This window comes from Chromobacterium fluminis, assembly GCF_011602385.1.
GTDB classification, from domain to species: domain Bacteria; phylum Pseudomonadota; class Gammaproteobacteria; order Burkholderiales; family Chromobacteriaceae; genus Chromobacterium; species Chromobacterium fluminis.
Genome location: NZ_JAAOMA010000035.1, coordinates 37,524 through 56,103, shown reverse-complemented (window position 1 = coordinate 56,103; position 18,580 = coordinate 37,524). Strand labels below are relative to the sequence as shown.

Genomic DNA, 18,580 nt, shown 5'->3' with positions numbered 1-18,580 from the left:
GGAAGCATGCGCCATTGGCAGCCGCTGCGGAGCAGGTACAGCACGGCACAAAACACCTCATACAAGTCCACTCGACGGGGACTTGTTCTCTTACGCGCGCTTTCCAGAAGTGGTCTGATCACTTCAAGTTGTTCGCGACTGATATCGCTTGGGTAGCTTTTTCTCACCCCTGGATTTTCTCACACTCTGCTCTACTCAGAGACTTTGAACAGGTTCTTAGAGCCTATTCAAAGTCTCGTGAGCTAGGGCGAGACAAGGCGAAAACAAGCGAAAAAGCGGAATGTACAAGTGGTACATGAGCATTTTGAGCTTGTTTTTAACGCCGTATCGCCGAAGCGCAGCAGACTATGAACAGGTTCTAAGGCGTGACCCGCATATACGGCGTAGTGCTCAACGTCGCGCTAATGGAGCAACCGCCGGACAACTGGGCCGCATCCAGGCCGATCACGGTTTCGCTGCCGTTGTCGGCAACGCTGCCCACAATCTTGGTGGGCCCGCACAGGCCGCCGGCAATCGGCGATTTCACGTTCACCGCCACATTGTCCAAGGTCAGCTGGGTGGCGGTGTCCACATGGCCGGTCCACGGCGAGGCGACCGAAGCGACGGGCTTGATCAGCTTGCACAGCGCCCCGCCGCTGAACGAGGCGCTGGTGATGGCCACATTGCCGTAACCATCCACGGTGCCGCTGAACACCGCCTTGCAATCCAGATCGATGCCCAGCTTGCCCACCTTGGCCGGCCCCACCGCGGAAAACGGCATAGGCGCGCCGCCGGGACCGGGCGGAGTGATGGTGACGGCGAAGGCGGAAGCGGCGGCCAGGCTGAGTGCGGCGACGGCGAGACAATGGGAAAAGCTCATGACGGCTCCTTGCTTGAGAAGGTTGATTCATGCCAAACGGCAAGAAGCCAATAAAGTATTATGCCAATTAAATTAAACGTTTGATTTCAATCAAGCCCCCACCCGCCATCAGCCTGACCTATAGGCTGATAAACAAGCGCCAGCTGTCGGCACACGCTACCACGGGCAAGAACAAGACAAGGCGAAAACGACTGAGAAAGCGGAATGTACACGTGGTACATGAGCATTTCGAAGCGGTACTCTCCGTGTCACGTCTCACGACGCGCAGCGGATCGTAAACAGGGTCTCAGGGAATCATCACCGTGAACTGGCCGGGCGCGTTGATCTTGATCACCCCGCCCCAGTTGCACATCAGCATGCTGTTGCTGTCCAGCGCCGGCATATTGCCTATCAGCACCGTGGGCGCGCCCGGCGTCCACGGCGCGGCGGTGACCGGGATGCAGGGCATGGGGGTCAGCACGCCCATGGCGGCGGCGGTGGCGGCCGCCACCATGGGGTTGGCCGGGCTTTGGCACATGCCGAAGGGCATGACGTTGAGCATGGGCACGTTGTCCATGATGTTGGCGGCCGGCACGCCGCCGGCCATCACCCGGTTGGCGGGCAACACCACCAGGCTGCTGGGGGCGACGCCGAAGCTGCATTGCAGCATCGCGCCCATGCACACTTGCGGACATCCCATGCGCGTTTCCTCACTCCGGCGGGCCAAGACATGACATCGTCACGCCAAAGCAAACCACAGTCAAGCGCCGCCGCGCCAGCCCTGGCCGCGCCGGGCCAAGACGCGCTCCAGCCCCAACAGCAAGAGCGACACCCCGGCCGAGCTCAGCGCGATCAGCGTGGCCATCGCCGCCGCCGCCGCGGTGTCGCCGGCGTCGTCCATGGTGACGATGGCCACCGCGGCCAGGCTGTTGTCCGGGCTGGCGATGAAGATCAGCGCCGACAACGTGGTCATCGCGGACACGAAGAGATAGCGCATCACATCCAACAGCGCCGGCAGGCACACCGGCAAGCTCACCCGCCGCAGCGTCACCCAGAACGGCACTTTGAGCGAGGCGGCCACCGCTTCGAACTCTCCGTCCAGCTGCTTAAGCGCGGTGCTCATGGTCAGGTGGCCGGTGGTGTAGAAGTGGGCGATGGTGCAGGCGGCCATCAGCGTCATGCCGCCGTAAAGCGCATGCAGCGGATTGTCCGGATGATTGAAGAAAAACACATAGCCCAGACCCAGCACCAGGCCGGGCACCGCCATCGGCAGCATGGCGAAGAAGCGCAGCAGCGCGCGGCCCAGCGGCGCGGCCGGCAGCTTCTCGCAGGCGTAAGCGCCGGCGAACACCAGCAGGCTGCCCGCGCCGGCGGTGAGGCAGGCCAGCTTCAGGCTGTTGAAATAGGCGCTCCAGCCGCCGCCGTCCACGCTGTCGAACTGATAATGCGCCAGCGTCAGGCTCAAGTCGTAAGGCCAGTATTTGATGAAGGAGGCGGCGATGCCGACGCCCAGCAAGGCCAGCAGCGGCAGCGAGATCGCCGCCAGCAACAGCCAGGCGGCCAGGTCGCGGCCCGGCGACGGCCCCGGCGAAAACGGCACCGCGCGCACGCCCAGCGCCGCCTGCTGACGACGCGCCATGCGCCGCTCGATGAAGAAGGAAAACACCGCCGGCAACAGCAGCATCAGGCCCACCACCGCGCCGCGCGGGAAGTTCTGCTGCCCCACCACCTGCTTGAAGGCTTCCACCGCCAGCACGTTGTAGTCCCCGCCCACGATCTTGGGCACGCCGAAGTCGGTGATCACCAGGGTGAACACCACCAGGCCCGCCGAGACCAGACCGTAGCGCGCGCCCGGCAGGGTGATGGTGAGAAAGCGACGCAAGGCGCCGGCGCCCAGCGCGCGGCCGGCCTCGTACAAACGCGCGTCCGACGCCGACAGCGCGGTCAGCAGGATCAGCAGCGCATGCGGAAAGGTATAGAAGGCTTCGCCCAAAACCATGCCCCAAAAGCCGTAGACGCTGCCGCCGGCCAGCCAGGATTTGAGCAGGCCCTGGTTGCCGAACAAATACACCAGCGAGATGGCCGGCATCAAGGACGGCGCCAACAGCGGCGACAAGGCGATCTGACGAAACACGCCGCGGCCCCAGACGCGGCTGCGGCTCAAGCCCCAGGCAAAGGCGAAGGCCAACGGCAACACCAGCACGGTGACGGTCAGCGCCAGCCACAGGCTGTGGCGCGCGGCGCGCATCAGGCCGGGGCTGTCCAATACCTGAGCGAAATTGGCCAGACCGACGAAGCCGCCATCCATGTCCAATACCGATTTGCCGAAGATGAACAGCAGCGGCAGGCCCAACGCCAAGGCCAGCAAGGCCGTCAGCGTCCATACCAACGCGGCGGCGGCTCGGCGCTCGCCGCAGGCCGGCGCGGCGCGCCAGCCGTTCAGCGCGCGGCTCAGCATGCGCCCTCCCCAGCATAGGCGCGCAGCAGCGCGGCCGGCAGCTCCACCGGCACCACCTCGCCCGGCGTCAGCGGCTGGCGTTGCAGCATGGACGGGCAGATTTCCGCGTGCAGCGCCAGCCCGGGCATGCCTTCCGGCTGCAGGCGCAGCCGGGTCATCGCGCCGCCGAAGCTGATGTCGGCCACCCGCGCCAGCAAGGTGTTGGGCGCGCCGTCCCAGCGCGCCTTGACGATGATGTCTTCCGGCCGCAGGAACAGGGTCAGCGCTTCGCTCTGCGGCAAGGGCGCGTCCAAGCGCAGCAAGCAGTTGCCGACGGCGGCCTCGTGGCCGTCCCGCCGCCGCGCCGGCAGCCAGTTGGCGGCACCGACGAATTCGGCGACGAAGCGGCTGGCCGGACGGCGGTAGATCTCGGCCGGCGTGCCGATCTGCTCAATGCCGCCGGCGTTCATCACCACCACCCGGTCCGCGATGGCCAGCGCCTCGGCCTGGTCGTGGGTCACCATCAGCGTGGTGACGCCCAGGCGTTTTTGCAGGCCCTTGAGTTCGTCGCGCAGCTTGTCGCGCACTCGCGCGTCCAGCGCGGACAGCGGCTCGTCCAGCAACAGCAGGCCGGGCGAGGTGGCCAGCGCGCGCGCCAGCGCCACGCGTTGCTGCTGGCCGCCGGACAGCTGGGCCGGGTATTTGTCCTCGGCGCCGGGCAAGCCCACCAGGTCGAGCAACTCGCGCACGCGGCGGGCGTGGCGCGCGCCGCCGCCGCGCGGCTTGAGGCCGTAGGCGATGTTGTCGGCGACATTGAGATTGGGGAACAAGGCGTAGCTCTGGAACACGATGCCGTAGTCGCGGCGGGCCGGCGGTTCGCGGGTGATGTCGCGCTCCAGCAAATGGACGCTGCCGGCGTCCGGCTGGTCCAGCCCGGCGATCAGGCGCAACAAGGTGGTCTTGCCGCAGCCGGACGGGCCCAGCAGGCAGACGAATTCCCCCTTGCGGATGGACAAGGACACCTCGTCCAAGGCGGTGAAGCCGCCAAAACGGCGGCTGAGGCCGCGGACGGACAGGTGTTCGGACAAGCCGTCCAGGCTATCGGCCGGTTTCATGCGCAACTCCAGGGTGTCTTGAAAAGAAACGACGCCGCCCGGCGGGCGGCGTAATGGCGGGAGCCGGCTCAGCTCTTGGGCTCGGCCTTGCTTTCATAGCGGCGCGACCATTCGCGCAGGATGGCCTCGCGCTGTTTGGCGGCCCAGGCGAAGTTGTTCTTGCTCAGGCGCTGGGCGTAGTCGGCGGGGATGAAGGGGTTGGGTTTGGCCACGCCGGGCATGGCCAGCACCGCGTAGTTCTTTTCATACAAACGCATCGCCTGCAGGCTGACCGAGAAGTCCGCCAGCTTCTGCGCGGCGGCCAGCTTCTTGCTGCCCTTGATGATGGCGGTGGCTTCCAAATCCCAGCCCAGGCCTTCCTTCGGGTAGATCAGGTCGATGGGCGCGCCCTTTTCTTTCAGCTGGGCGCCGCGGTATTCGAAGGAGATGCCTATCGGGTACTCGCCGGCGGCGGCCATCTTGCACGGCTTGGAGCCCGAGTGGACATACTGCGCCATATTGGCGTGCAGCTTGTCCATATAGTCCCAGCCTTTTTTCTCGCCCATCATCTGCAGCCAGGCGGATACGTCCAGATAGCCGGTACCGGAGGACGCCGGGTGCGGCATCACGATCTGGCCCTTGTAGGCCGGCTTGGCGAGGTCGGCCCAGCTCTCGGGCTTGGGCAGGTTTTTCTTGGCGGCTTCCACGGTGTTGAAACAGAGGGTGGCGGCCCACACGTCCATGCCGGTCCACTTGGGCGGCTTGGCCTTGTCGACGAATTCCGGGCTCAGCTTGTCCACGCCCTTGGGCGCGTAAGGCTGCAGCATGCCCTGCTGGTCCAGAATCATCAGGCTGGTGGCGGCCAGGCCCCATACCGCGTCGGCTTGCGGATTGTTTTTCTCGGACAGCAGTTTGGCGGTGATGATGCCGGTGGATTCGCGCACGAAGCGGATTTCGATGTCCGGATTGGCCTTTTCGAAAGCCTCTTTGTATTCCTTGACCTGATCCGCCTCCAGCGCGGTGTACACGGTCAGGGTGGTGGCGGCCTGCGCCAGCGGGGCCGTCAGGCCGGACAGGGCCAGGCCGGCGGCCAGGACAATCAGCTGTTTCATCGACATCGCTCCAATGGGTTTAGACGTATAGACCTCATGGCCCATGCGCCGTCCTTCAATCAGCCGCCACCTTACGACGCGCCGATGACAGCGCGGTGACGGCCGGGTGAAGCTTGTCTTGCGCGGCTGGATGTCCTGCCCGCCGGCGCGGCGGCCTACCAGGCCAGCGGCCCTTTCTCGCCGTTGGCGTGCTCGCCGTAATACAGCGACGGCAAGAACCGCGCCAGGCAGCTGAACTCGTTGTAGCAATGGCGCATCAGTTCCAGGCCCAGGCGTTCCGGCACCGGCTCGCCGCTGCCGTCGGCCGCGCCCAGCAAAAAGCGGCTGCGCAGCACCGCGCCGTGGGCGGTGTCCCGCGTCAGGTGCACCATCTCGCCGTCCAGCGGGTCGCCGTCGGCGCTGAGCCGCGGTTCGTTGCCGAAAGCGATGCGCGCGCACACCGCGGCCGAGGCGTCGCCGCGCGCCAGCGCCGCGCTCAAGCGACCAGCGCCGAAGAAGGTTTCCGGCGGGTGGAATTTCAACACCGCCGGCACCGGCGGGATCTCGCCCAGCGCCTCCACCGCGCGCACGGTGGAACCGATATAGCCGCGGCCGGCGCGGCGGCGCCCGTCCCAACCTCGCAGCTCCACATGGTCGTGCGGGTGCCACCAGCGGATGTGCCGGGTGGAATCGAAGAAGGTGAACCACCAGTCGAACATACGGCCGGCGCAGCCGGGCATTTCAGTGCGCGCGGCCACCAACAGCCGGCCGTCGTCCAGGCGGCGCACGCCGGTTTCCAGCATCAGCGGACCGGGCTGCAACAGCTCATCGTAAGATGTTTCATAGTGAGAATTCACAGTACACTCCTTGGCTTGAAGATCAGCGCGGCGCGACGCCGGCGCTGGTTAATTAAGAAACGCAATGCGTTTCCATATTGAGGAAAGCTTACCCCGATGTCAAGCCAGGATCAGGCCTCGCCGCGCGCGCGCGGCCGCCCCGCCGCGCCGGAACACGCGTTGAAGCAACAGGTGCTGGACGCCGCCACCGAACTCTTGCTGAGCCAGGGCTACCAGGCCGCCACCATGGCGGCGGTGGCGCAGCGGGCCGGGGTGGCCAAGAAAACGGTGTACCGCTTCGCCGACAACAGCGAGCAGTTGCTGGGCGCGGTCATCCACGGCTGGACCGACGCCTTCGTCGCGCCGATGAGCGAGCCGCTGACTGAGGCCGCCGCGCTGCCGCAGGCCTTGGAAGCGCTGCTGAACACCGTGGCGGTCAAGGTACTCACGCGCGAGGCGGTGGGATTGTTCCGCCTGCTGATAGGGGACTTTCCCGGCCGGGAACAGGCTCTGGCGCAGTACGCCGAGCACGGCGTGCAGCGCTGCGCCGCGCTCTTGGCCGGCTGGCTGGAGCGCCAGGCGGAGCAAGGCTTGATCCGCTGCCCGCAGCCGGCGCAAACCGCCGAACTGCTGTTGGCGATGACGATAGCGGAGCCGCTGCGCCGGATGGCGCTGGGCCTGACGCCGCCGCTGCCGGAGCACGACCCCGGCGAACGCATCCGCGCCGCGGTGGCGCTGTGTTGCGCCGGCCTGCTGCCGCGCTGATCCAGCACCCCAGGCCCGGGAATACAAGGCCCGAAACCTTGACTAAACTGTCTTGAAGACAACCTTATGTGCGACCATGAACCTGCGCCGCGTCCTTGATAGCATCGTTACCCGCTTGCTCCTGCTGGCGCTGGGCATCGTAGTGGCCGGCGCGGTGGCGCGCTACTACGCGCTCAGCCAGTTTCTGCGCGAGGATTTGAGCAAGGTGGTGCAGAACCAGCAGATGGCGCTGGCCAGCTACGTCGCCCGAGACGTAGACTTCAAGATCCAGCAGCGCCAGGCCTTGCTTCAGCGGCTGGCCGCCGGCCTGCCCCAGGAACTGCTGCAACGTCCGGCGGAACTGCAAGCCTGGCTGCGCCTGAGCTGCGACTTCCAATGCCCGTTCTCGCAAGGCCTGTACGTGGTGTCACCGGACGGCCGCGCCATCGCCGACTATCCATCCTTGCCCGGCCGCGTGGGTCGGGACTATTCCGATCGCGACTACATCCGCGTCGCCCTGTCCAGCCCGCCCAATCTGAACCGCGTCGCCATCGGCCGCCCGGTCATCGGCCGCGTCAGCAAAAAACCGGTGCTGCCGATGGCGGCGGCGCTGCCCTGGCGCGACGGCCGCCCGCAAGGCGCGCTGGCCGGCATCACCGCGCTGGCCGCGCCGGGCTTCATGGACTTGCTGCTGGCCTCCCACATCGGCGGGCCCAACAGCGGCTTTTTGCTGATCTCGCCGCAAGACAAGATCTTCGTCGCCTCTTCCCAGCCGGACATGGTGCTCAAACCCACGCCGCCGACGGGAATCAACCCCTTGCACGACCGGGCGATGACGGGGTTTCGCGGCGTGGGCATCACCGTCAACGCCCAGGGACGCGAGGAGGTCTCGGCCATCGCCTCGGTGCCCAGCACCGGCTGGTTCGTTGTGGCGCGGCTGCCCAGCAGCGAGGCCTTCGCCACCGTGGGCCGGGCACAAGTCTTTTTGCTGAAAAACGCGGTGATCGCCATCCTGGTGTTCGCCCTGGTCGCGGGCGCAGGCCTGTATCTGCTATTCCTCCCGCTGTTCCGCGCCGCCCGCCACGCGGACCGCATGACCCGCGGCGAACTGCCGCTGGAACCGCTACCGGTCAAGCGCAACGACGAGGTGGGCTATCTGTTGGCCGCCTTCAACCGGCTGCTGAGCAAGCTGAACCAGCACCAGGCGGAACTGGCGCGCATGGCCCATCACGATACCCTGACCGGCTTGCCCAACCGCGCGCTGCTGGCCGACCGCCTGACCATGGCGCTGGCACGCGCGCAACGCAATGAAAGCCGGCTGGGCTTGTTGTTTCTGGATCTGGACGGTTTCAAGCAGATCAACGACGGCTATGGCCACAAGGCCGGCGACAAAGTGTTGTGGCAGGCGGCGCAGCGCCTGAGCGGCATCGTGCGCCAGACCGACACCCTCGCGCGCATCGGCGGCGACGAATTCGTGCTGTTGATCGGAGATCTGGGCGAGGACGCGGAGGAAGTGGCCCGCATCGTGGCGGCCAAATGCATAGAGACGATGCAAACGCCTTTCGACATCGGCGGCGAACAACGCCAGCTGGGCATTTCCGTCGGCATCGCGCTGGGAAACGGAGACAGCAGCGCGGACAATCTGCTGCAGGCGGCGGATCAGGCGATGTACCGGGCCAAGAAGTCCGGCCGCAGCGGCTGCGAAAGCGTCACGCTGTAAGAACGTGTTTACGGTCTGCTGCGCGTCGGCGATACAGCGTTGAAAACCGCTTCGAAATGCTCATGTACCACGCGTACATTCCGCTTTCTCAGCCGTTTTCGCCTTGTCTCCCCTTAGCTCGCGAGATCGTAAACACGTTCTAAGTATATGGCGGCCCTGCCAGGCCGCCGTGACGGCCGCTGTCTATACGATTTCGGGGATGGGCTCGATATAAGCCACCCGCTCGTTATTGTGCAGCACTTCCACCGCCGTGTACTTGGGCGCGCCCGGCGGCAGCACCCGGTCGTAGCGGGCGTGCGCCACCGCCAGCACCTGCGGCCACATGCCGGGCTTCTGCACCAGGTGCAAGTCCAGCATCAGGATGGCCGGGTTGATGCCCTGCGGCTCTCGCATGGTCAGCGCCGCTTCCACGCCGGGATTGGCCACCACCACATCGCCCGCCACGTGCAAGCTCTTGGGGTGGCCCGGCATCGCGTTCAGCCAGGCATGCCAGTTTCTCGATTGCAAAGCCATATCCATTCTCCTGCCAACGGCGGGACGAGCATCGCCAGCGCCGCCGGCTCCGGCGTCCCGCCAACCGGAAACGGCGCGCGGCTCGCCGCCATACTGCCGGCGAACTGCCCCGGTTATAGCAAGCGGCGGCGGCCTCGCCGGCCCGGTTTTCCAGACATTAAGGACAGGGCCTACCCAAATCCTTGCTCAGTAAACGCAGCAGCCGTTCACCGGCCTCGGCCAATTCGCCGTCGTTGCGCAACACCGCCGCGCCCTGCGGCGGCGTCAGCGCGGCGGCGTCTTCCAGCCGCTGAGCGACGCCTTCGGCGGACTCGCGACCGCGGCCGGCCAGCCGCGCCGCCAGCGCCGCCGGGCTGGCGACGATCCATATCGGCCGCAGGCCGGGAAAACGCCGCGCCGCCAGCGGCAAGGCCGAGCGCGAACCGTTGACCACCACGTCCAGGCCCTGCTCCAACCACAGCGCCGCCTCCATCCCCAGGCCGTAAGCCAGGCCGTGCCGCCGCCAGCTCAAGGCGAAACAGCCGCTCTGCTCACGCTGCTCGAACTCCGCCAAGCTCAAGGCCACGTGGTTCTCGCCGCCGGCGTCCGCCGGCCGAGTGATGTAGCGGTGAGCGAACACCAGCCGCCCGGAGGCCGGCAGCCGCGCCCGCACATAGGCGAGCAGGCTGTCCTTGCCGGCGCCGGACGGACCGATCACATACCACAACACGCCGGGCTCAGGCTTCATAACGCACCGCCTGGCCGTCGAAGCCGCAATGCGCCAGGTAGCGGAAGGGCTCGCCCGTCGCCGCTTCGACGAACACCGCCACGCCGTCCACCCTCACTTGGCCGAAAGCGGCGAAATGCCGGCATGCCGCCTGCTCCAACACCCGCCCCGCCGCGCTGTCCGGCGTCAGCCGGCCGCTCAGCGTCAAGTGAAAACGGTATTGTTCGAACACATAGGGATAGCCCCAGCGCAAGCTTAGCTGCTCCTGGCGCGCGTCCAGCCCGGCGCGCGTTTTCCGCGGCGATTCGCGATCGGCCAAGGGCTCCAGTTCCACCACGCAGGCGGCGGCCAGTTCCGCCAACTCCGGCGGCGGCGCCGGCGGCCGCAGCGCCAAAAAATCCGCCAGCCAAGCCACTTCCAAACTCAGCTCAAAGGGCTGGAAACGGCGCGCCAAAACCGCCGTCCGCGCCAACAGCGCCGCCTCGTCCGCCCCGGCGCGCAAGAAAAACGGCGCTTTCAGCGTGGCGTGCCATCCATAACGAGCCGGCGCCGCGGTCAGCTCCGCCCAGACTTCGGCGTCCAGGCCCGGCGCGTGCGGCGGCAGCACTTGCAGGCCGCTGTGCGCATCCTGTCCCAACCAGCCGCTGCCGGCGCGCCAGAAGGCGCTGTCCGGCCGCGGCGCGTAATAGAGCGCGTAGCGCATCAAGCGTCCTCCATCACCAGTTGCACCAGATCGCCGTTGAAACAGGTGACGCCGTACTGCACCGGCCGCCCTTGCGGGTCTACATTCAAGGACTTCACATGCAGCACCGGCCGGTTCTTGGGAATGCCCAGGTAGTCCACCGTTTCGCTGTCCGGCAGCCGCGCGGTGACACGGGAAAACCGCCGGGTGTAATCGTCAACGCCGAAATGCGCCAGCGCGCGCGTCACTGAGCGCTCGCGCCGGTATATCTCCGGCAGGCCGGGAAAACGCACCGCCGGGAAGAACAGCGTCGCCCAGTCCACCACCCGCAGTTCCACCCGGCTCAGAGTCTTGATGCGCAAGAGCGGCTCGCCCACCGCCACTTGCAGCAACTCGGCCAGTTCGGCATTGGCCGGCACCGTATCGCTGGCCAGGATGTCGATGTCCGAGTTCAGGTTCTGGCTGGCCATGTTCTGGGAAAAGCGGGTGCGCTTGCTGATCGCGTAGTCGATCGCATTGTCCTGAACAAAGGTGCCGCGCCCCTGCTCCACCCGCAGCAGGCCGCGCTCCACCAGCGTGGCCACCGCGCGTCTGATGGTGTGGCGGTTGACGCAAAAGCGTTCCGCCAACTGCAGCTCGGTGGGCAGCCGCTCGCCGGCGCGCAGGCCGCCGATGGCGATCTGCTCGGCCAGGCTGTTTTCTATCTGCCGCCAGACGGCGACGCCGGAACCGCGTTCAATCATCGTTCAAACCCTCTCGTTGCCGCGGCGGCCAAGGTCTAGCCCCGCCACCCAATCGTCACAAAACCTTCATCGCCGCATGCTGTTTGCGCTTGGTCACGGGCCATTATCATGGATACGTCTATACGTTTATATGAATTTTTGTTGAAACCTCACAGGGCGATACCCGATATGGAAACCTCGACCAGGCAAGACTGGCTCAGCGTGCTGGCCCACACTCCGCCGCCGCGGCTGCGCCGGCTGCTGAGCCCGCAGCTGCCGCCGGCATCGCAAGTGGAATGGCTGCGCCGCGCTGAAACCGGACTCATCATGCTGCAGGGCCGCGCCGGCGGCAGCGGCGCCCGCTTCAATCTGGGCGAGGCCAGCGTCAGCCGCGCCAGTTGCCGGATAGACGGCCGCCTGGGCCATGGCTGGGCGTTGGGCAGCAATGGCGAACACGCCGAGTTGATCGCCCAGGCCGACGCGCTGCTGCAAGACCCGGCGCGGCAAGAACAGCTGCTGGCGCAATGGATAGCGCCCTTGCGCGCCGAACGCGCCGCGCGCCGTGAACAGGCGGCGCGTGAAGCCGCCGCCAGCAAGGTGGAGTTCTTCACCCTGGTCAGGGGGGAATGAGATGCGCGCCGCTTTCGCCGATCCGGTACACGACAGCCAGCGCTGCTTCCGCGCCGCGCTGGCCGCGCTGGCCGAGCCCCTACAGCCGCAGACGCTGCCGGCACTGCCGGCCGAACTGCCCGGCCTGATGCCGGCCACCGCCGCCCTGCTCTATGCCCTGCTGGATCAGGACGTCAGCGTCTGGCTGCCGCCGCTGCCGGCGGACACCCTGGCCAGCCTGCGCTTCCACACCGGCCTGCGCCTGGCCGCCGCGCCGGAACAGGCCGACTTCGTGCTGCTGCCGCTGGGCGCGCCGCTGCCGCCGCTGGCCGCGCTCAAGGCCGGCGAGCCCGAATACCCGGACCGCTCCGCCACCTTGCTGCTGGAAACCGCCGGCTTCAACGCCGAACAGGTGGAAGCAGACGGCCCGGGCTTCGCCGCGCCGCGCCGTTTCGGCGTGGACGGCGCGCCGGACGATTTCTGGCGGCAATGGCGGGACAATCACGCCCGTTTTCCGCTGGGCGTGGACATTTTTCTGATCTGCGGCGAGCGCGTGGCCGGCCTGCCGCGCAGCACCCGCGTCAAGGAGGGTTGAGATGTACGTAGCCGTCAAAGGCGGAGAAACCGCCATCGCCCGCTCCTGGGACCTGCTGGCCGCCAAGCGCCGCGGCGACGCGGCGACGCCGGAACTGAGCCTGGCGCAGATCCGCGGCCAATTGCGGCTGGCGCTGGCCAGGACGATGCAGGAAGGTTCGCTGTACGACGAGGAGCTGGCGGCGCTGGCGCTGAAACAGGCGGCCGGCGACTGCGTGGAAGCGGCCTTTCTGCTGCGCGCCTTCCGCACCACCCTGCCGCGCTTCGCCGCCAGCCGGCCGCTGGACACCGCGGCGATGCGGGTGCGCCGCCGCGTGTCCGGCACCTTCAAAGACGTGCCCGGCGGCCAGGTGCTGGGCCCCACCGCCGACTACACTCAGCGACTGCTGGACTTCGATCTGGCCCAAGCCGGCGAACCGCCCGCCCCGGCCCTCGCCGACTTGCCGCTGCCGGAACGGCTGCCCTGCGTGCTGGACGCCCTGGCGCAAGAAGGCCTGATCGAGCCGGAAACGCCGCCGCCGGGCGACCCGGAGCCGGCCGACCTGACCCGCGAACCGCTGCTATTTCCCGCCGGCCGCGCCGCCCGGCTGCAAAACCTGGCGCGCGGCGACGAAGGCTGGCTGCTGGGCCTGGCTTACTCCACCCAGCGCGGCTACGCCGAAAGCCATCCCTTCGCCGGCGAAATCCGCATGGGCGAAGTCAGCGTCGTGGTCTGCCCGGAAGAACTGGGCTTCGACGTCGACATCGGCGACATCACCCTGACCGAATGCCAGATGATCAACCAGTTCGCCGGCAGCCGCAGCGCGCCGCCGCAGTTCACCCGCGGCTACGGCCTGAGCTTCGGCGAAGCCGAGCGCAAAGCGATGGCGATGGCCCTGGTGGAGCGCAGCCTGCGCGCCGCCGAGCTGGGCGAGGCCGCGCACGCGCCGGCGCAGCAGCCGGAGTTCGCGCTGTGCCACAGCGACAACGTCGAAGCCTCCGGCTTCGTCCAGCACCTCAAACTGCCGCATTACGTCGACTTCCAGGCCGAGCTGTCGCTGATACGCCAGCTGCGCCGCGAACACGCCGCCAAGGAGACACAAGCATGAGCACCGCCGCGCCATGGGCGTACAACTTCGGCTTCCTCGATGAAAACACCAAGCGCATGCTGCGCCGCGCCCTGCTCAAGGCGGTGGCCGTGCCCGGCTATCAAGTGCCCTTCGGCGGCCGCGAAATGCCGCTGCCCTACGGCTGGGGCACCGGCGGCATCCAGGTCACCGCCAGCGTGATCGGCCGCGACGATGTGCTCAAGGTCATAGATCAGGGAGCCGACGACACCACGAACGCAGTCAATATCCGCCGCTTCTTCGCCCGCGTCGCCGGCGTGGCCACCACCACCCGCACCGCTGAGGCCAGCCTGATCCAGACCCGTCACCGCATCCCGGAAACCCCGTTGCGCGCCGGTCAGATCATGGTGTTCCAAGTACCGGAACCGGAACCGCTGCGCACGCTGGAGGCCAGCGAGCAGGAAACCCGCAAGCTGCACGCCCACCAGGATTACGGCCTGATGCACGTCAAGCTGTACGAGGACATCGCCCGCTACGGCCACATCGCCGCCAGCTACGACTACCCGGTGCTGGTCAACGGCCGCTACCTGGCCTCGCCGTCGCCGATTCCCAAATTCGACAACCCCAAGCTGGACAATAGTCCGGCCCTGATGCTGTTCGGCGCCGGCCGCGAAAAACGGCTGTACGCGATCCCGCCTCACACCCGGGTGGAAAGCCTGGCTTTCGACGACCACCCCTTCCAGGCGCAAAGCTGGGAGCAAGCCTGCGCGCTGTGCGGCGCCGGCGACAGCTATCTGGACGAAATCATCACCGACGACGCCGGCGCGCGCCAATACGTCTGCTCCGACAGCGATCACTGCCGGCAACGCCGCGACACACAGGACAATCCGCAATGAACCCGCCCTTACTCAGCGTCCGTGGCCTCGGCAAGGACTACGGCAACGGCAACGGCTGCTTCGACGTGGACTTCGACCTCTACGCCGGCGAAGTGCTGTGCGTGGTGGGCGAATCCGGCTCCGGCAAATCCACGCTGCTGGCCGCGCTGGCCGGCAAGCTGGCCGCCGACGCCGGCAGCGCGCGCTTTCGCGAACGCGACGGCCGCGAACACGAACTCACCGCCGTCGCCGAATCCGAGCGCCGCCGGCTGGCGCGCAGCGAATGGGGCTTCGTATCCCAGCACGCCCGCGACGGCCTGCGCATGAACGTCTCCGCCGGCGCCAATATCGGCGAACGGCTAATGGCGCTGGGCCAGCGCCATTACGGCCAACTGCGCCAAACCGCCGGCGACTGGCTGGAACGGGTGGAAATCGGCCGCGCGCGGCTGGACGATCCACCCAGCGCCTTCTCCGGCGGCATGCAGCAACGGCTGCAGATCGCCCGCAGCCTGGCCACCCATCCGCGGCTGGTGTTCATGGACGAACCCACCGGCGGCCTGGACGTCTCGGTGCAGGCCCGCTTTCTGGACCTGACCCGAAGGCTGGTGCGCGACAGCGGCATCGCCGTCATCATGGTCACCCACGACCTGGGCGTGGCCCGGCTGCTGGCGCAGCGCACGCTGGTGATGCAAGGCGGCCGCGTCGTGGAAGCCGGCCTCACCGATCAAATCCTGGACGACCCGCAGCATCCGTACACCCAGCTGCTGGTATCCTCCATCCTGCAGGCCTGAAGCCATGAAGCTATTGATAGACGCAAGGCAGGTGAGCAAGACTTTCACCCTGCACCAACAAGGCGGCCTGACGCTGCCGGTGCTCGACGATGTCTCGCTGCAGGCCGCCGCCGGCGAATGCGTGGCGCTGGCCGGCCCTTCCGGCGCCGGCAAGAGCACGCTGCTCAAGGCGCTGTACGCCAATTACCTGGTGGAGCGCGGCAGCATCCGTATCCGCCACCGCGACGCCTGGCTGGACATGGCCGCTGCGCTGCCGCACGAGATCGCCGACGTCCGCCGCCACACCCTGGGCTACGTCAGCCAGTTCCTGCGCGCCATTCCGCGGGTGCCTGCGCTGGACATCGTCGCCGAACCGCTGTGCGAATGGGGCGTGGACGCCGACGAGGCGCGGCGCGAGGCAGGCGCTTTGCTCGCGCGGCTAAACATCCCGGAGCGGTTGTGGCGGCTGCCGCCGGCCACCTTCTCCGGCGGCGAACAACAGCGGGTCAATATCGCGCGCGGCATGATCGCGCCGCGGCCCATCCTGCTGCTGGACGAACCCACCGCCTCGCTGGACGCGGCCAATCGCACGGTGGTGATTGAACTGATGCGCGAAGCGCTGGCGCGCGGCGCGGCGCTGGTGGGCATCTTCCACGACGAGGCCACCCGCGACGCCGTCGCCGACCGCGTGTTTGAAGTCCCGCTGGCAAACAAACCGGAACCCCTAGCATGAAACGGATCTTGAACAACGCCAGGCTGATCCTGGCCGACGGCGTCGTCGAACGCGGCGCGCTGGAGATCGACAACGGCGTGATCGCCGCCATCCATTCGCGGCCGCTGAGCGCGCCGCCGCCGCACAGCGAGGACCTGGACGGCGACGACCTGCTGCCTGGCCTGGTGGAAGTGCACACCGACAATCTGGAAAAACACCTGATGCCGCGCAACGGCGTGCTGTGGCCGACGCTGCCGGCCGTGGTCACCCACGACGCGCAATGCGTGGCCGCCGGCATCACCACGGTTCTGGACGCCCTGTCGGTGGGCGATCTGGAAGGCGACAGCGTGCGGCTGGACACCCTGCAAAGCGCCTTCGAGGCGATAGACGCCGGCATGCGCCAGCGCGTGTTCCGCGCCGAGCACCTGTTCCATTTGCGCTGCGAACTGGCCTATCCCCAGTTGCTGGACGCGCTGTCGCCCTTGATCGGCCACCCTGCGGTGCGCCTGGTGTCCTTGATGGATCACACCCCCGGCCAGCGCCAATACCGCGACCTGGCGCAATACAAGAAGTACTACGCCAAGAAAAACGTCAGCTGGAACGACGACACCTTCCTCGCCGCGGTGGAGCAACGCAAACTCAAGCAGCGGCAATACGCCGGCCGCCACCGCCAGGCGGTGGTGGAGCTGGCGCGCGCGCGCGGCGTCGCGCTGGCCAGCCACGACGACACCGAACTCAGTCATATCGACGAGGCGGTGCGCGACGGCGTGGCCATGTCGGAATTTCCCACCACCTTGGCCGCCGCCCGCGCCGCGCGCGACCAAGGACTGATGACGGTGATGGGCGCGCCCAACATCGTCCGCGGCGGCTCCCACTCCGGCAACGTCGCCGCCTTGGAGCTGGCCGGCCACGGCCTGCTGGACATACTGTCCTCCGACTACGTGCCCGCCAGCCTGCTGCACGCCGCCTATCTGCTGGGCCGCCAGCCGGGCTGGAATCTGAGCCGCGCAGTAGCCACCGTCACGCGCAACCCGGCGCGGGCGGTGGGTCTGGCGGACCGCGGCGCCGTCGCCGTCGGCCAGCGCGCCGACCTGATCCAGGCGCGCGAACGGGACGGCATCCCGCTGGTGCGCCAGGTATGGAGCGCCGGCCAGCGCGTATTCTAAGAATCTGTTCACAGTCTGCTGTGCGTCGCCGATACGGCGTTGAAACCGGCTTCGAAATGCTCATGTACTCTATGTGCATTCCGCTTCCTCAGCCGCAACGCCTTGTCTCGCTCTTGCTCGCGAGACTTTGAAAAGGCTCTGAGAACCGGTTTACGGTCTGCTGCGCGTAGGCGACGCCGCCTTGATCTGGCCGGATCCTCCTCACGCCAAAAGGGCCGCGTTATCACAACGCGGCCCTATTTCATTTCAATCCGAAAATGTCTATTTCCACCCGCTCCGGCGAGGCGAGGAGAACCCCGCGCCTGACTTTGCTGCCACAAACCAGGCGCAGGCGCTCACTCGCGCCACGACGGCGTATTCAACGCCTTCTCCCTGCCGATATGCAAGAGCAGCATCAAAACGCCGATGCCCAGCGCTTTCATTCCGCACCAGAACAAAGCAATGCTAAATACCCGATAACATACAAAGCCGATCAGCGACACTGTTGATTTTCCAATCCAAAAATACACGCCATTACTGACCAAAAATCAAATTGAAAAGGATTCCGACTTTACCGCCCAATAAATATCCAAACGCTCTTTGCGGGTCAGATACACTTTTTCGCCCACGCCGCCGCCTTTTAATGCAACGCTGCATATTCTCAAGGCGCGATATAGGCCCGGCACCACCGCGCCCATGGCGCTGGTTTTTCTGATCAGGTTTTCTATATATACCGTCAAGCTTTCCAGATCTTGTCGCCAAATCATCTGCCGCTCCCGGGCCAACCCCTCCAATACCTTTTCATTTCCCATCATTAACACGGCCACTTGCCTCCCAAAAATATCAGAGGCCAGCTTAACTGCATTGATACTAAATGTCTTTATCACAATCAGTACAATTTATTATCAGCCATTAGAAATGATTATCGTTATAGCCGCCCTGAAAGGACCGGAGATGTCCAACGCAGCGCCAAAGAGAGGGCCGAAACAGCCGCAGCAATCATTATCATTCCTTACCACCCCTGGCAAAAAGCTTAATTCTCAAGGCTTACGCTCCCACCCATCCAAACTGCATGCTATGATTTGCACTCTGTTCCGTGGGCGCGAAATCCGCTTTCGTCAGCCTAAATGTATTGAATAACAACACCACATCATTCAGCATGCAATATAAAAACAAAGACCACGCCAACGCCGGCGCTCCGCTAATGGAGCAACTCGCCAACAGCGCCAAACTCTCCGCCTTGATCCTATGCCTGGATCAGGCCCAATTGCTGAGCGAGCAACTGTTAAACGAGCTTAACAGCAGAGATAAAAGAATTAACGCGATAGAGCAAGAGCTGCTTATGGCGCAACAAGAAATCAAACAGCTTAAATCCACTCATTGAAAAAAAGGCGGGGCCGGCTTAAACAAGCCGGCCCCGCCATTTCACTACGCCGTCAATTCCAT

Annotated in this window: 23 protein-coding genes; 10 read left to right on the top strand and 13 right to left on the bottom strand. The window is 66.1% G+C overall.

Annotated elements, in window-relative coordinates:
• From HA052_RS20220 to HA052_RS20190, 7 genes are all read right to left on the bottom strand, one after another.
• Window positions 1–167, bottom strand: a 167-nt coding sequence (locus tag HA052_RS20220; protein WP_166453311.1) for a transposase, incomplete at its 3' end; no start/stop codon positions are given.
• Between the two features lie 191 nt (window positions 168–358).
• The gene (locus tag HA052_RS20215) at window positions 359–859 is read right to left on the bottom strand and encodes a PraA/PraB family alkane oxidation protein activator (RefSeq protein WP_166453310.1); all 501 of its coding nucleotides are present in this window, start codon (window positions 857–859) and stop codon (window positions 359–361) included.
• A 286-nt stretch (window positions 860–1,145) separates the two neighbouring features.
• Window positions 1,146–1,538 carry a DUF4280 domain-containing protein gene (locus HA052_RS20210; RefSeq protein ID WP_081545670.1) on the bottom strand — a complete coding sequence of 131 codons (393 nt, stop codon included), beginning with the start codon at window positions 1,536–1,538 and terminating at the stop codon, window positions 1,146–1,148.
• A gap of 60 nt (window positions 1,539–1,598) precedes the next feature.
• On the bottom strand, window positions 1,599–3,296 hold the full coding sequence (locus HA052_RS20205; RefSeq protein ID WP_166453309.1) for a putative 2-aminoethylphosphonate ABC transporter permease subunit: 1,698 nt from the start codon (window positions 3,294–3,296) through the stop codon (window positions 1,599–1,601).
• Entirely contained in the window at window positions 3,290–4,390 is a 1,101-nt protein-coding gene (locus HA052_RS20200) for a putative 2-aminoethylphosphonate ABC transporter ATP-binding protein (protein ID WP_166453308.1), read from the bottom strand. The genes HA052_RS20205 and HA052_RS20200 overlap by 7 nt, the downstream gene beginning before the upstream one ends.
• Window positions 4,391–4,458: 68 nt before the next feature.
• A complete protein-coding gene (locus HA052_RS20195) occupies window positions 4,459–5,481 on the bottom strand; it encodes a putative 2-aminoethylphosphonate ABC transporter substrate-binding protein (RefSeq protein ID WP_206118972.1) in 1,023 nt (340 codons plus the stop codon).
• Window positions 5,482–5,636: 155 nt separating this feature from the next.
• Window positions 5,637–6,317 carry a DAPG hydrolase family protein gene (locus HA052_RS20190; RefSeq protein ID WP_166453307.1) on the bottom strand — a complete coding sequence of 227 codons (681 nt, stop codon included), beginning with the start codon at window positions 6,315–6,317 and terminating at the stop codon, window positions 5,637–5,639.
• A gap of 96 nt (window positions 6,318–6,413) precedes the next feature.
• Between HA052_RS20190 and HA052_RS20185 the strand changes: the two genes are divergently transcribed.
• Together HA052_RS20185 and HA052_RS20180 are read left to right on the top strand one after the other, a co-directional pair.
• Entirely contained in the window at window positions 6,414–7,061 is a 648-nt protein-coding gene (locus HA052_RS20185) for a TetR/AcrR family transcriptional regulator (protein WP_166453306.1), read from the top strand.
• Between the two features lie 76 nt (window positions 7,062–7,137).
• Window positions 7,138–8,760 carry a diguanylate cyclase domain-containing protein gene (locus tag HA052_RS20180; RefSeq protein ID WP_081545675.1) on the top strand — a complete coding sequence of 541 codons (1,623 nt, stop codon included), beginning with the start codon at window positions 7,138–7,140 and terminating at the stop codon, window positions 8,758–8,760.
• Window positions 8,761–8,943: 183 nt separating this feature from the next.
• Here the strand turns inward: HA052_RS20180 and HA052_RS20175 are convergent, their stop codons facing one another.
• From HA052_RS20175 to phnF, 4 genes are all read right to left on the bottom strand, one after another.
• Entirely contained in the window at window positions 8,944–9,273 is a 330-nt protein-coding gene (locus HA052_RS20175) for a hypothetical protein (RefSeq protein ID WP_081545676.1), read from the bottom strand.
• Window positions 9,274–9,430: 157 nt separating this feature from the next.
• On the bottom strand, window positions 9,431–10,000 hold the full coding sequence (gene phnN, locus HA052_RS20170; RefSeq protein ID WP_166453305.1) for a phosphonate metabolism protein/1,5-bisphosphokinase (PRPP-forming) PhnN: 570 nt from the start codon (window positions 9,998–10,000) through the stop codon (window positions 9,431–9,433).
• Complete coding sequence (locus HA052_RS20165; protein WP_166453304.1) at window positions 9,990–10,682, bottom strand: DUF1045 domain-containing protein; 693 nt, start codon at window positions 10,680–10,682, stop codon at window positions 9,990–9,992. The genes phnN and HA052_RS20165 overlap by 11 nt, the downstream gene beginning before the upstream one ends.
• Entirely contained in the window at window positions 10,682–11,404 is a 723-nt protein-coding gene (gene phnF, locus HA052_RS20160) for a phosphonate metabolism transcriptional regulator PhnF (protein WP_166453303.1), read from the bottom strand. The genes HA052_RS20165 and phnF overlap by 1 nt, the downstream gene beginning before the upstream one ends.
• A gap of 168 nt (window positions 11,405–11,572) precedes the next feature.
• Here phnF and phnG point away from each other — a divergent pair, with 168 nt between their 5' ends.
• From phnG to HA052_RS20125, 7 genes are read left to right on the top strand one after another with little or no spacing between them, the layout of a single operon-like run.
• Complete coding sequence (gene phnG, locus HA052_RS20155) at window positions 11,573–12,013, top strand: phosphonate C-P lyase system protein PhnG (protein ID WP_081545680.1); 441 nt, start codon at window positions 11,573–11,575, stop codon at window positions 12,011–12,013.
• 1 nt (window position 12,014) lies between these two features.
• On the top strand, window positions 12,015–12,587 hold the full coding sequence (phnH, locus tag HA052_RS20150) for a phosphonate C-P lyase system protein PhnH (RefSeq protein ID WP_166453302.1): 573 nt from the start codon (window positions 12,015–12,017) through the stop codon (window positions 12,585–12,587).
• A 1-nt stretch (window position 12,588) separates the two neighbouring features.
• Window positions 12,589–13,674, top strand: a complete 1,086-nt coding sequence (locus HA052_RS20145) for a carbon-phosphorus lyase complex subunit (protein ID WP_166453301.1) — start codon at window positions 12,589–12,591, stop codon at window positions 13,672–13,674.
• Window positions 13,671–14,528 (top strand): alpha-D-ribose 1-methylphosphonate 5-phosphate C-P-lyase PhnJ, encoded by an 858-nt coding sequence (locus tag HA052_RS20140; RefSeq protein ID WP_166453300.1) that lies wholly within the window; start codon window positions 13,671–13,673, stop codon window positions 14,526–14,528. Before HA052_RS20145 ends, HA052_RS20140 begins: the two co-directional genes overlap by 4 nt.
• Window positions 14,525–15,298 (top strand): phosphonate C-P lyase system protein PhnK, encoded by a 774-nt coding sequence (phnK, locus tag HA052_RS20135; protein WP_166453299.1) that lies wholly within the window; start codon window positions 14,525–14,527, stop codon window positions 15,296–15,298. The genes HA052_RS20140 and phnK overlap by 4 nt, the downstream gene beginning before the upstream one ends.
• A gap of 4 nt (window positions 15,299–15,302) precedes the next feature.
• Window positions 15,303–16,010 carry a phosphonate C-P lyase system protein PhnL gene (phnL, locus tag HA052_RS20130; RefSeq protein ID WP_166453298.1) on the top strand — a complete coding sequence of 236 codons (708 nt, stop codon included), beginning with the start codon at window positions 15,303–15,305 and terminating at the stop codon, window positions 16,008–16,010.
• The gene (locus tag HA052_RS20125) at window positions 16,007–17,155 is read left to right on the top strand and encodes an alpha-D-ribose 1-methylphosphonate 5-triphosphate diphosphatase (RefSeq protein ID WP_166453297.1); all 1,149 of its coding nucleotides are present in this window, start codon (window positions 16,007–16,009) and stop codon (window positions 17,153–17,155) included. Before phnL ends, HA052_RS20125 begins: the two co-directional genes overlap by 4 nt.
• A gap of 335 nt (window positions 17,156–17,490) precedes the next feature.
• On the opposite strand, the gene HA052_RS20120 is transcribed toward HA052_RS20125, so the two are convergent.
• Both HA052_RS20120 and HA052_RS20115 read right to left on the bottom strand, forming a co-directional pair.
• Window positions 17,491–17,637 carry a hypothetical protein gene (locus HA052_RS20120; protein ID WP_166453296.1) on the bottom strand — a complete coding sequence of 49 codons (147 nt, stop codon included), beginning with the start codon at window positions 17,635–17,637 and terminating at the stop codon, window positions 17,491–17,493.
• A gap of 45 nt (window positions 17,638–17,682) precedes the next feature.
• A complete protein-coding gene (locus HA052_RS20115) occupies window positions 17,683–17,955 on the bottom strand; it encodes a hypothetical protein (protein WP_166453295.1) in 273 nt (90 codons plus the stop codon).
• 275 nt (window positions 17,956–18,230) lie between these two features.
• On the opposite strand from HA052_RS20115, the gene HA052_RS20110 reads away from it, so the two are divergent.
• Window positions 18,231–18,518, top strand: a complete 288-nt coding sequence (locus tag HA052_RS20110) for a hypothetical protein (protein WP_141111135.1) — start codon at window positions 18,231–18,233, stop codon at window positions 18,516–18,518.
• Window positions 18,519–18,580: the final 62 nt, after the last annotated feature.